The organism is Glutamicibacter sp. 0426 (genome assembly GCF_001906485.1).
In the GTDB taxonomy this organism is placed as follows: Bacteria; Actinomycetota; Actinomycetes; order Actinomycetales; family Micrococcaceae; genus Glutamicibacter; species Glutamicibacter nicotianae.
Genome location: NZ_MPBI01000001.1, coordinates 654644 through 667427 on the forward strand (window position 1 = coordinate 654644; position 12784 = coordinate 667427).

Consider the following 12784-nt stretch of genomic DNA (forward strand, 5'->3'; position numbering starts at 1 on the left):
TTCCTTAATTGGCAGCGTTGTTGATGGAGGTTTCGGCGGCAGCGATCACTGCCTCGGTGGTGATGCCGAATTCCGAGTACAGCTTCTTGTAGTCGGCGGACGCGCCGAAGTGGTCCAGCGAGATGATTTCGCCGTGGGCGCCAACCAGTTCGCGCCAGCCCTGGGCCACGCCGGCCTCCACCGAAACGCGGGCGGTGATCGCAGCCGGAAGGACCTCTTCGCGGTAGGCGGCATCCTGCTTGGCGAACCATTCCAGCGACGGCAGCGAGACGACGCGCGCCGCGATGTCCTTGGCCGCCAGCGCTTCGCGGGCCTCGACGGCGAGCTCGACCTCGGAGCCGGTGGCCAGCAGGATGACATCCGGCGTGGTCTCGGCGCCGTCGCGCACGGCCTCGGCCAGGATGTAGCCGCCCTTCAGCGTGCCTTCGGCGCCGCGGAAGCCGGTGGCCGAACGGTCGTAGATCGGCAGGTTCTGGCGCGAGAGCACGATGCCCGATGGGGTGGTGGACAGTTCCAGCATTCCGCGCCAGGCGTAGGCGACCTCGTTGGCATCCGCCGGGCGGACAACGTCGAAGTTCGGGATGATGCGCAGCGAGGCGAGCTGCTCCACCGGCTGGTGGGTCGGGCCGTCTTCGCCCAGGCCGATGGAGTCGTGGGTCCAGACGAAGATCGACGGGACGCCCATCAGCGCGGCCAGGCGGATGGCCGGACGCTGGTAGTCGGAGAAGATCAGGAAGGTGCCGGAGAACGCGCGGGTCGGGCTGGAGAGCACGATGCCGTTGACGATCGACGCGGCGGCGTGCTCGCGGATGCCGAAGTGCAGCACACGGCCGTACGGGCTGGCCGACCAGGAATCGGTGGAGCGGCGCTCGGGAGCGAAGGACTTCGCGGTCTCGATGGTGGTGTTGTTCGAACCGGCCAGGTCGGCGGAGCCGCCCCAGAGTTCTGGCAGCTCATCGGCGATCGCGTTGATGACCTTGCCCGACGCGGCGCGGGTGGCCATGGTGGAACCAGGCTCGAAGGTAGGAAGCTTCTCGGTCCAGCCTTCTGGCAGCTCGCCAGCCTGCAGGCGTTCCAGCAGGGCGGCCTCTTCCGGGTTTGCAGATTTCCAGGCGTTGAAGGTCTCGTTCCACGAGGCGTGCAGCTGCGCTCCGCGGGTTACGACTTCGCGGGCGTGGGCCAGCACGTCATCCTCGATCTGGAAGTTCTTCTCCGGGTCGAAGCCCAGCACCTTCTTCAGGCCGGCAACTTCCTCGGCACCCAGCTTCGAGCCGTGGATGCCGCCGGTGTTCTGCTTGGTTGGCGATGGCCAGCCGATGATGGTGCGCAGCGAGATGATCGACGGGCGAGAGGTCTCGGCCTTGGCGGCGCGGATGGCGGCGTCCAGTGCGGCCATGTCCTCGACGTATTCGCCGGTGGCGGACCAGTCAACGCGCTGGGTGTGCCAGCCGTAGGACTCGTAGCGGCCCAGCACGTCCTCGGTGAATGCGATGTCGGTGTCGTTCTCGATGGAGATCTTGTTGTCATCGTAGATCACCACAAGGTTGCCCAGTTCCTGGTGGCCGGCCAGCGAGGAAGCTTCGGAGGTGACGCCTTCCTGCAGGTCGCCATCGGAAGCGATGACGTAGACAGTATGGTCGAAGGGGCTGGTTCCGGCTTCGGCGGCTGGATCCAGCAGGCCGCGCATGCGGCGCTGGGCGTAGGCGAAGCCAACGGCGGAGGCCAGGCCCTGGCCCAGTGGGCCGGTGGTGATCTCGACGCCGGCGGTGTGGCCGTACTCAGGGTGGCCAGGGGTCTTCGCGCCCCAGGTGCGCAGCGCTTCGATGTCTTGCATTTCCAAGCCGTAGCCGGAGAGGAACAGCTGCAGGTACAGGGTCAGCGAGGTGTGGCCTGGGGAAAGCACGAAACGGTCGCGGCCGATCCAGTTCGGATCCTTCGGGTCGTGGCGCAGGTGCTTCTGGAAAATCAAGTAGGCGGCAGGAGCCAAGCTCATTGCGGTACCGGGGTGGCCATTGCCAACCTTTTCGACGGCGTCGGCTGCCAGGACACGGGTGGTGTCGATGGCCTTACGGTCCAACTCGGTCAGTGAGAATTCTTCAACTAAGGATTCAGTCGCCACAGCGGCGTTCCTTCCATTCAGGCTTGGACGGGAGATGCCTCCCGCTGACACGCAATACGCCGTCGCCTCCCCATGCCTCCGATATTGCTTAAGTTAGAGGAATGCAGGTCGCGACGGCGCAATCTGAGTCAACTCTATCGCGAAACGGCGCCTTCGGGCGCTGGATTTAGCAAGATGACACATAATTATTCGGTTTGCGCAGGGGTGCGACCCGATGTGACCTTTCATGCCTTGGCCTGAGCCAAGCGCTCAGTCATTCTGCGCAATGGTGCACAGGTCGTTGCAGGTGTGTCCCGGATGGCTGTGTACCCGGAGTTGCTGACGCGTTGCCCTGGAGAGGTGTACAAAAAATCAATCTTGTTTCCAGGTTGCTTACAGCTTGTGGAATTTGTCCTGGTGCTGCGGGTGCCAGGAATATCTGACGTCTATTAAAGGCCGAGGTCCTGTGGCCGCTGCCTCGGAGGCTGCCGCCTGTGCAAGTGGCCGGTGCGTGAACGGGCGGGGCTCTTGGCCCCCGCCTGCTGAACTGGAGGTAATCGCAGTTGTGAGTGAAGGACCGGCCCGGATAGCCGATTCGAACGCCGGAGATCGATCTGAGCACCCATCGGGTGCGGCGCTTGGTACGTAGCCGGTTTGGGCATTGCAACTATTTAAATTGAGCCAAATCACCCTTTTTGAATGTGATCCTCTCCGTGGGGAGTTTCAATCAATTTCTATCCAGCGTAGAATGAATGTGTCTGTCTTGTACCCGTGAAGAACTGAGTGCGTTTAATTGAAGACTCAAAGTGTCGCCGCAGCATCAGTGCCACGCGCATCGCGTCAGCCTGATGAAACTGCCGGCGACTTTCTGAAGCGCAAGGCCAATGCGTATGTGGCGTTGACGAAGCCTCGCGTTATCGAGTTGCTGCTAGTGAGCACCCTTCCGACCATGATCTTTGCCGAGCGGGGCTTTCCTTCCGTCTGGCTGATGATTTCCACCCTCGTTGGTGGAGCTATGGCCGCAGGCGCATCCGGAGCATTCAACTGCTATATCGATCGCGATATGGACAAGTTGATGAAGCGTACCAAGGGGCGCCCTTTGGTGACTGGTGACCTGACCCCGAAGGAAGCCTTGGTCTTCTCTTGGGCCCTGGCAATCGCATCCTTGGTGATTCTCTGGGTTGGCACGAATCCGCTGACGACCGCGTTGGGCCTGGCGGCCATTCTGCTCTACGTGGTGTTCTACACTTTGATCCTCAAGCGCCGGACGGCTCAGAATATTGTGTGGGGTGGCATCGCCGGCTGCATGCCAGTACTGATCGCTTGGGCTGCGGTGACCAACACAATTGAGTGGCCAGCGATCATCCTGTTCCTGGTGATCTTCCTCTGGACACCGCCGCATTACTGGCCGCTGTCGATGAAGTACGCGGATGACTACAACGCGGCTTCGGTGCCAATGCTTGGCGCGATCGCCAACGCCCGCCGCGTTTCGGTGCAGGTCGTGCTTTATGCCTGGGCCACCGTCGTTTGCTCGATGCTGTTGGTTCCACTGGGTGGCGCCGGCATCGTGTATACCGCAATCGCGGGCGGCGCAGGTTTGTGGTTCGTCTACGAGTCTCACGTGCTTTACCGCGAGGCGCAGAACGACCACAAGCCGGCTGAGATCAACCGCAAGGCCATGAAGGTCTTCCACATCTCCATCACCTACTTGTCGATCGTGTTCTTGGCATTGGCCATTGATCCGTTCGTGGGCAGCCCGCTGTTCGGCTGAGTTCAACTCCGCAACGAAGCTTCACAAGCGCCTTGCTTGGAACCCAAATTCGTTTGGATTCCAAGCAAGGCGCTTTTCTTTAGCTTATGCACGCCGGTCTCTAGAGCATTGGATGCATCTGGGCCATTCATTCAACCGGAGCAGAAACTGGGTCCTTTGATAATTCTGGCTTAGGCAACGCAACTCCCGGTTGTGCCTGTCCAGCACCAAAGAAGTCATTACCCGCCATTCACTGGCGGGCTGCCGATCTCTATGCGCTCGGTTCCAAAACGGACAGTGATGAATGCGGCACGGAACTTGCTGCAACCTTTGATCTCCTGGAGGGTAACTCCGTTGCGGGAGCTCGTATTCTCTGTTTGCGGCGATGATCAACAGCGGATTGCTGGATACCCGTCGCTCGATGAACTCACCGCCAGAGGCACGTGATTTCTCTGAAGTCCATCAAGCTATCAGGCGAGAAATGTGGCAACGTCATGGTAGCGGTATAGGTTATCGAAGACGGCGAGGCTTTGGCAGCAGAGCGCTGTGAAAAAGAAGGACGGGAGCGGCAAGTCGAGGATGGCGTGCCGTTGCCGGTTTGATGAAGCGAGAATGCAGTTGCAAGCTGATTCGAATTGCCAGGGGCACTAGCTTGCTTTCGATGGCGGAGATCTTGGGTGCGGGTCGTTTGCTGACCGGAGCTGCCTACCTATAGGACTCACTGGATTGCTGGGGTCGTAGACCTCGGAACAACAAGAAGATAGTTAAAGCGATTCGGGGGTTGCCGTGCACTTTGAGTGCAGGGCAACCCCCGAAACGTTTACGCAGAATGCTATGAAGCGATGACCCTGTATCCCGGAAGGATAGCGGCCCGGTCCCAGACGTTTGCAGAAGCTGAGAGCAACAAGCTGGCGCCGAGCATGTGAGAGAGAACCAGGGCAACCGGCAGGCCATTGAAGTGCTGGATGTATCCGATCGCTGCCTGAATCGCGATAGCGGCCACGAGCCACCAAATGGCGTTGCGAAGCTGGCTGTTTCCGCCCTGCTTGTAGGCCAGGATGAGAACAACAACGGTGGCGGCGACCAGCAAGTACACCGGAGCCGTGTGCAGCCGGGTCACGAACAGTGGATCGAACAGGTGACGAGGAGCATCGGCATCACCAGCGTGCGGTCCGGTGCCTGTTACGACAGTTCCGAACGCGACAGCGAGCAGCGAGAAGATCCATGCGGCAAATGAAATCTGGCCGATGGACTTGGTGCTCCGCGGAATCTCCCGGCTTTTCAGTTCCTTGGCCGTACGGTTGACCTGGAACGTGGCCATGATGACCAGAGCCCCGGAAATCAGGAAATGCACCGACACAACCCAGGCATTCAGGCCAGTCCATACGGTGATGGCGCCGACAAGGGCCTGAAGTGCGATGCCGGCGAGCAAGCCGACGGCCAGTTTGTACAAGGTACGGTGCGTCGGGCGCATCTTCCAGATGGAGACCAGGAAAGCAACGGCGATAACCAGCAGGACGAAGGTCAGCAGGCGGTTGCCGAACTCGATGATGCCGTGGATACCCATTTCCGGAACAGGAGTCATCGAGCCGGGGACGCAGTTGGGCCAATGTGAGCAACCGAGTCCCGACTCGGTAAGCCTTACGGCCCCTCCGGTGACGATAATGCCAATCTGCGAGATCAAGGATGCGATCGCCAGACCATGCACGAGGCGGTTTACCTTCGTGGGCAACTTATCGGCCCAGCTCTGTTTGGCTTGGACTGAAGTCAAGGAAATCTCCCTCTTGGAATTGAGTGGTGGTTAGCTCCATTTGAACAGCTTGATGGCTGCAAAGGAGCCGGCTGCTGCCCAGAGGATCAAGAAGATCAGTCCAGCGATGCTGAACTGGCCATGGATGAGGGCATCGCGCATGGCATCGCCCAGCGCTGCCGAAGGCAGTGCATTCAGCGTCGGCTGTGCCCAATCTGGGGCCATGCTCAAGGGATACAGGACACCGCCGGCGCCGGCCAGCAGGATCCAGGCAAGGTTGGTGATGGCCAACGTGGCTTCAGGGCGAACGGTGCCAGCAATGAGCAGGCCCAGCGCGGTAAACGCCGCTGCACCCAAGAGCAGGAAGAGGATACCCGGGAGGATTCCCCAGGGGTTCGGATGCCAATCCAGGAACAGCAGCGCGACTGAGCAGATCAAGACGACCTGGATCAACAAGACGGACAGCACTGCAATGACTTTGCCGAAAATCAGTCCGGTTTTCCCCAATGGTGTCGTTGAGAACATGGTCAGCACGCCGTAGCGGCGGTCAAAACCTGTCCCGATTCCCTGTCCGGTGAAAGCCGTTGAAATGACGCACAGGGCGAGCACGCCGGGTACAGCTGCATCAATGCTTCGGTCGGCCACGTCATTGACGAGATCGGTGAGGGTAAGCACGAACAGCGCAATGAGCGGCATGACAACAGCGAGAATGAGTTGCTCGCCATTGCTGAGCATCTGGATGGATTCGTATCTGCCTTGGTTCAGGATTCTGCGCAGTGGCGAGGCAGCATTGGAGCGCGTGAGTGCTTGGCTCATGCTTTTTCCTCCTTGATCGCGATTTCGAGGAAAACGTCTTCGAGGCTTCGAGACTGGAGATTAAGCTCGATTGGCAAGATGCTTTCCTTCAGCCACCACTGCGTGAGCCAGTTCAAGTGTTCGGGGGAGTTGACCCCGTCGAGGCGGTACTGGCCGGAGGCGGTTTCTGCCAGACGCAATCCTGCCGGCGGTTCAGGCAGCCGCAGGCCAGCTGGGGCCGAGAAAGAGACCGGGCGGGTGTCCTGGTCTTCGGCAGCGCGGGCAGTCAGCTCTGTAACAGTGCCCTGCGCCACGGTGCAGCCCTTGTCGATGATGTAGACATAGTCGCTGAGGCGCTGTGCGTCGTCCATGAGATGGGTCGTCAAGATGATGGCCTTGCCAGCATCGCGAAGTTCGGCAATGAGGTCGAAAACCACCTGGCGCGACTGCGGGTCCAATCCGGCGCTTGGCTCATCGAGGAAAAGCACTTCCGGATCTCCGGCCAACGCGACTGCCAATGCGACGCGCTGTTTTTGGCCGCCGGATAGACGCCGGATCGTGCGGGTGCCGAATGACTCGAGATCAAGGCGTGTGATTAACGCATCAATGTCAATGGGCTTCTGATAGAGGGATGCGACATGCCGCAAGAGCGGAATCGGGCGCATTGACGGAGGCAAACCGCCATCCTGGAGCATGACTCCGACGCGGGAGCGCAATTCGGGGTTGTCGCCGAAGGGATTCTGGCCCAGGAGTTCGACTGTGCCGCCTTCGGGCTGAAGCAGCCCCTGGGCACAGGCCAGAGTCGTGGACTTGCCGGCTCCGTTAGCTCCTAAAAGCGTGGTGACCTGACCGGGAAAAGCTTTTAGGGACACCGACTCCAGGACTCGCAGCATGCGATTGTCCAAGGCGGGGACTGGACCTAAATCTTTGGCCAGCTCGTTGATGACGAGGCTGGGGGATACAGAAGACACTAGAACATTCTACGACATGTCGAACTGGCTGAGTTGAGTGGTTGGTCACCAAGCCTCGAGTTCCGCTTAAGGGGGCGAGACAATGGAAGTGCAAGAGGTTTGAGGCAGGCAACGCCCTAGTCGGGCTAGCTTGCCCTTAGTAAGTCCTTCCTTACTAGACCTAGAGTAAAAATTTACGCATGATTGTGTTGTGTATTCATCAAATTCAGAATCAGCTAGTGGCTCCGCTGCCGCGACGGTTGGCGCAGTTGGGGATACCGAGGAGCGCACGCGTGACCGCGTCCTATACGCAGTATTAGAGGACGGACCGGTCAGTGCCGCCGAGCTTGGAACCAAGCTGGGCTTCACGCCTGCTGCGGTCCGCCGCCACCTGGACGCGCTCTCGAAATCGGGACTCGTCGAGGTAAAACTGGTAGCCAACCAGAAGACCGGTGCTGGACGCCCGTCTCGCCGCTACGTGCTTTCGCACCGCGGCCAGACGAAGCTGGGCAACGACTACTTGGAGATCGCTTCCGATGCATTGAAGATGCTCGGGGATGCGGCTGGCGAGGACGCGATTCGCAAGTTTGCGCGTAATCGATTCGCATCCATGGAGGAGCGGTACGCCAAAGCACTGGTCGGCGTTGAAGGTTTGGAAGCACGAGCCGAAGTGCTGGGCAACCTGCTCAGTGCCGATGGATTCGTCGGATACACCCGAAAAGTGGATACCAAAGTGGCATCTGCTCTGATGCATAGCGTGCAGCTATGCCAGGGGCACTGCCCGATACAAGACTTGGCACGAGAGTTTCCGGTGTTTTGCGACATGGAAACTGAAATGTTCGCCCGCTTGCTGGGCGTCGACGTTCGACGACTGTCGACACTGGCCGGCGGAGGACACGTGTGCACGACCCACATCCCTGTGGGGCGTGAAAAGGCGCCAATGCGCGCCGAGAAGAGAACTCGAATTCAGTTCACGAAGCAGGAGAGGCCGCGATGACGGATCAGATTGCACAGGAGTCTGCCGACCCGGGTGTAATTTCCGAGATTCTGGAGAAGAACCCCGAACTCCACGGAATCGGCAATTACGAGTACGGCTGGTCAGATAAGAACGACGCGGGTGCAAATGCGCGCCGTGGCGTTGACAAGGACGTAGTGGCGAATATTTCTGCCCTGAAGTCCGAGCCAGAATGGATGCTGGAGCGTCGCCAGAAGGCGCTGAAGTACTTCGATCGCAAGCCAATGCCTACCTGGGGTCCAGACCTCTCGGGTATTGATTTCGACAACATCAAGTACTTCGTGCGTTCCACCGAGAAGCAGGCAACCTCGTGGGAAGATCTTCCAGAAGACATCAAGAACACCTACGACAAACTGGGCATCCCCGAGGCTGAAAAACAACGCCTGGTTTCCGGTGTTGCCGCCCAGTACGAGTCCGAGGTCGTCTACCACCAGCTGCGTGAGGACCTTGAAGCACAGGGCGTCATCTTCCTTGACACCGATACCGGTCTGAAGGAACACCCGGAGATCTTCCAGGAGTACTTCGGCTCGGTCATTCCAGCAGGCGACAACAAGTTCGCTTCGCTGAACACCGCCGTATGGTCCGGCGGCTCGTTCGTGTACGTCCCGAAGGGCGTCCACGTGGAAATCCCGCTGCAGGCTTACTTCCGTATCAACACGGAAAACATGGGCCAGTTCGAACGTACCCTGATCATCGCCGATGAGGGCTCATACGTGCACTACATCGAGGGTTGCACCGCGCCGATCTACCAGTCGGACTCGCTGCACTCGGCTGTTGTGGAAATCATCGTGAAGAAGAACGCCCGCGTCCGCTACACGACGATCCAGAACTGGTCCAACAACGTGTACAACCTGGTGACCAAGCGTGCTATCTGTGAAGAAGGCGCCACCATGGAATGGGTCGATGGCAACATCGGCTCAAAGGTCACCATGAAGTACCCGGCTGTCTACCTGGTGGGCGAGCACGCCAAGGGCGAGACCCTGTCCATCGCCTTCGCCGGCGAAGGCCAGCACCAGGACACCGGATCCAAGATGGTCCACATTGCACCGAACACCTCCTCGGCAATTGTTGCCAAGTCGGTAGCCCGCAATGGCGGCCGTTCGGCCTACCGCGGCCTGGTACAGGTCCAGGAAGGCGCCAAGGGCACCAAGAACTCGGTGGTCTGCGACGCATTGCTGGTTGACCAGATCTCGCGTTCGGATACCTACCCATACATCGACGTCCGCGAGGACGACGTGACCATGGGCCACGAGGCAACGGTTTCCCGCGTGTCCGAGGAACAGCTGTTCTACCTGCAGTCCCGCGGCCTGGCCGAGGACGAGGCCATGGCAATGATCGTGCGCGGCTTCGTCGAGCCAATTGCACGCGAGCTGCCGATGGAGTACGCGCTGGAACTGAACCGCCTTATTGAACTTCAGATGGAAGGATCGGTCGGCTAAGAATGTCGGAGACCACCACCCATATCCCAGAAGAGAAGGCGCGCATCGGCGCACCATCGATTCCTGGTTTCACCGAAGAGGGCGAAGACCTTTCGCCGATCAACGACAACGGCGGCTCGCCGCTGGCTGGCGCCTCCACCAAGGCGCACAGCCATGGCGGCGGCGTTGGCGTTCCGGATTCGTCGCGTGCTGGTCGACTGACCAGCACCAACGTTGATGATTTCGCCAAGCTGACCGGCCGTGAAGAGGACTGGCGCTTCACCCCGCTCAAGCGCCTCAAGGGCCTGCATACCGATGAGCTCACCGGCGCAGCTCCGAAGATCGAGCTGACCGGCAACGACATCGCCAAGCTGTCGGTTGTTGCGGCTGACGATGCCCTGAACGGCGTTGCGCACACCCCGGATGACCGCGTGTCGGCAAACGCCTGGAAGTACGCTTCCGAGACCCACGTGGTTACCATCCCGAAGAATGCCGAGGGTGCCAAGGCAACTCTGCGCATCACCGGCGAGTCGCTGGCAGCGGCAGCCCAGCACGTGATCGTTGTCGCCGAGGAGAACTCCGAAGCTACCGTCGTGCTGGATCACGTAGGTTCGGCAGTGCTGGCCCAGAACGTCGAGTTCGACGTCCAGGCCAACGCACGCCTGACCGTGATCTCGCTGCAGGCTTGGGAAGATGACGCAGTCCACGCGTCCTCGCAGCAGGCACTGGTTGCAGCTGGCGCTTCCTTCAAGCACATCGCCGTGTCCTTTGGTGGCGACCTGGTTCGTGTGAACCCATCGGCCCGCTTCACCGGCGAACGCGCTGAGATCGAGCTCTACGGCCTGTACTTCGCTGATGCCGGCCAGCACCTGGAGCACCGCCTGTTCGTTGACCACGCGGTGGCCAACTGCAAGTCGAACGTGCTGTACAAGGGTGCATTGCAGGGCAAGGACGCGCACACCGTCTGGGTTGGCGATGTGCTGATCCAGAAGGCTGCTGTGGGCACCGACTCCTACGAAGCAAACCGCAACCTGGTTCTGACCGATGGCGCCCGCGCCGATTCGGTTCCAAACCTGGAAATCGAAACCGGCTTGATCGATGGCGCTGGCCACGCATCGACCACCGGCCGCTTCGACGACGAGCACCTCTTCTACCTGATGGCTCGCGGTATCGATGAAAAGACCGCTCGCCGCCTGGTAGTGCGCGGATTCCTGAACGAAATTGTTCAGCAGATTGGCGATGAGGCTCTGGAGGAGCGTCTGACCGAAACCATCGAAGAAGAATTGGCTGCAACTAGCAACTAGCTAGTGCCTGCTTCACCAGCTTTTTAGCCTTAGCGCTTTTTAGAAAGAAACGGAACGACGTATGTCTACTCTGGAAATCAAGGACCTGCACGTCTCGATTGACACCGAGCAGGGCGAGAAGGAAATTCTCAAGGGTGTAACCCTGACCATCAAGACCGGCGAAACCCACGCAATCATGGGCCCCAACGGCTCGGGCAAGTCGACCCTGGCATCGACCATCGCTGGCCACCCGCGCTACAACGTCACCTCCGGCTCCATCACCCTCGACGGTGAAGATGTCCTGGAGATGAGCGTTGACGAGCGTGCAAAGGCTGGACTGTTCCTGGCTATGCAGTACCCGGTAGAGGTGCCAGGCGTAACCATGACCAACTTCCTGCGTACCGCAAAAACCGCAATCGACGGCGAAGCTCCTAAGCTGCGTACCTGGACCAAGGACGTCAAGGAAGCGATGACCAAGCTGAAGATCGATGCCGACTTCGCGCAGCGCAACGTGAACGAAGGCTTCTCCGGTGGTGAGAAGAAGCGTGTCGAAATCCTGCAGCTGGAACTGTTCAAGCCTAAGTTCGCAGTGCTGGACGAGACCGACTCAGGCCTGGATGTCGACGCTCTGAAGGTTGTCTCCGAGGGCGTCAACCGCGCGCAGGCCGAGAACGAGATGGGCACCCTGCTGATCACCCACTACACCCGCATTCTGCGCTACATCAAGCCAGAGTTCGTGCACGTGTTCGTTGACGGCAAGGTAGCCGAAGAGGGCGGCCCAGAGCTGGCTGACCGTCTGGAAGAAGAAGGCTACGACCGTTACCTGAACGTCAAGGCCTAAGGGTACAGTCATGAGCGAATCGACCGAACAGAGCACGGGAGCCGCTACGACTCCTCTGGAAGACGTTGAGGAAGCGCTCAAGGACGTCATTGACCCGGAATTGGGTGTCAACATTGTCGACCTGGGCTTGCTATATGGCCTGAAGTACGCTGATGACGGTGTGCTTTTGCTGGACCTCACGTTGACCACTGCCGCCTGCCCGCTCACCGATATCATCGAAGAGCAGGTTGCCAAGGCGCTGGAGAGCGTTGTAGACGACCACCGTCTGAACTGGGTCTGGATGCCGCCTTGGGGTCCAGAACGAATCACCGATGACGGTCGCGATCAGATGCGAGCCCTGGGCTTCAACATCTAATCACGCCTGAAGAGAACAGAACCGCGTATCACCGAAAGGGTACGCGGTTTTGTTCGTTAATGCTGAGCCTCTGCTGTATTCGCCCTGAGCATCCTGCTGAAAGGGTCGAAAAATCAGAAAAACGTGCGTAAAGTTGCGTTTAATTAAATTAGGCATACCTCTAGGAGGATTGAGATGTCCAGCATGACTGGAACAGCACCAGATGCGAGTGCCCACGCAGCACGTCCGCTAGGAGAAATCGAAGAGGCGCTCAAGGACGTAATTGACCCCGAGCTGGGAGTCAATATCGTTGATTTGGGCCTGCTCTACGGGTTGCGTTTTAGCGACGACTCCGTTCTGGACATTGACCTGACATTGACAACTCCTGCGTGCCCGCTGACCGAGATTCTTGAAGCGCAGATCGATGAAGCACTGAAAGATCTCGTCGATAATCACATTATTACCTGGGTTTGGACGCCGCCGTGGGGTCCTGAGCGCATCACCGATGATGGTCGGGATCAAATGAGAGCGCTAGGGTTCAATATCTAAC

Annotated in this window: 11 protein-coding genes; 7 read left to right on the plus strand and 4 right to left on the minus strand. The window is 59.4% G+C overall.

What is annotated here, in order from left to right:
- Positions 1-4 precede the first annotated feature (4 nt).
- Entirely contained in the window at positions 5-2119 is a 2115-nt protein-coding gene (tkt, locus tag BKX98_RS03115; protein ID WP_073706105.1) for a transketolase, read from the minus strand.
- Positions 2120-2921: 802 nt separating this feature from the next.
- Between tkt and BKX98_RS03120 the strand changes: the two genes are divergently transcribed.
- Positions 2922-3869 carry a heme o synthase gene (locus BKX98_RS03120; protein ID WP_052253674.1) on the plus strand — a complete coding sequence of 316 codons (948 nt, stop codon included), beginning with the start codon at positions 2922-2924 and terminating at the stop codon, positions 3867-3869.
- Positions 3870-4680: 811 nt separating this feature from the next.
- Here BKX98_RS03120 and BKX98_RS03125 read toward each other — a convergent pair.
- The 3 genes from BKX98_RS03125 to BKX98_RS03135 are packed head-to-tail and all read right to left on the minus strand — an operon-like array spanning position 4681 to position 7364.
- Complete coding sequence (locus BKX98_RS03125) at positions 4681-5619, minus strand: heme A synthase (RefSeq protein ID WP_073706106.1); 939 nt, start codon at positions 5617-5619, stop codon at positions 4681-4683.
- Positions 5620-5649: 30 nt separating this feature from the next.
- Positions 5650-6414, minus strand: a complete 765-nt coding sequence (locus BKX98_RS03130) for an ABC transporter permease (RefSeq protein WP_038990784.1) — start codon at positions 6412-6414, stop codon at positions 5650-5652.
- Positions 6411-7364: an ABC transporter ATP-binding protein gene (locus BKX98_RS03135; protein WP_073706107.1), complete on the minus strand. Its 954-nt coding sequence runs from the start codon at positions 7362-7364 to the stop codon at positions 6411-6413. Before BKX98_RS03135 ends, BKX98_RS03130 begins: the two co-directional genes overlap by 4 nt.
- A 190-nt stretch (positions 7365-7554) precedes the next feature.
- On the opposite strand from BKX98_RS03135, the gene BKX98_RS03140 reads away from it, so the two are divergent.
- The 6 genes from BKX98_RS03140 (at position 7555) to BKX98_RS03165 (ending at position 12783) form a co-directional block, all read left to right on the plus strand.
- Complete coding sequence (locus tag BKX98_RS03140; protein WP_073706108.1) at positions 7555-8340, plus strand: metalloregulator ArsR/SmtB family transcription factor; 786 nt, start codon at positions 7555-7557, stop codon at positions 8338-8340.
- Positions 8337-9797, plus strand: coding sequence for a Fe-S cluster assembly protein SufB (sufB, locus tag BKX98_RS03145; protein ID WP_038990787.1), 1461 nt, complete (start codon positions 8337-8339; stop codon positions 9795-9797). The genes BKX98_RS03140 and sufB overlap by 4 nt, the downstream gene beginning before the upstream one ends.
- Positions 9798-9799: 2 nt before the next feature.
- Entirely contained in the window at positions 9800-11080 is a 1281-nt protein-coding gene (sufD, locus tag BKX98_RS03150) for a Fe-S cluster assembly protein SufD (protein WP_083586597.1), read from the plus strand.
- 61 nt (positions 11081-11141) lie between these two features.
- Entirely contained in the window at positions 11142-11900 is a 759-nt protein-coding gene (gene sufC / locus BKX98_RS03155; protein ID WP_038990788.1) for a Fe-S cluster assembly ATPase SufC, read from the plus strand.
- A gap of 10 nt (positions 11901-11910) precedes the next feature.
- Complete coding sequence (locus BKX98_RS03160; RefSeq protein WP_038990789.1) at positions 11911-12255, plus strand: metal-sulfur cluster assembly factor; 345 nt, start codon at positions 11911-11913, stop codon at positions 12253-12255.
- 183 nt (positions 12256-12438) lie between these two features.
- A complete protein-coding gene (locus tag BKX98_RS03165) occupies positions 12439-12783 on the plus strand; it encodes a metal-sulfur cluster assembly factor (RefSeq protein WP_038990859.1) in 345 nt (114 codons plus the stop codon).
- Position 12784: the final 1 nt, after the last annotated feature.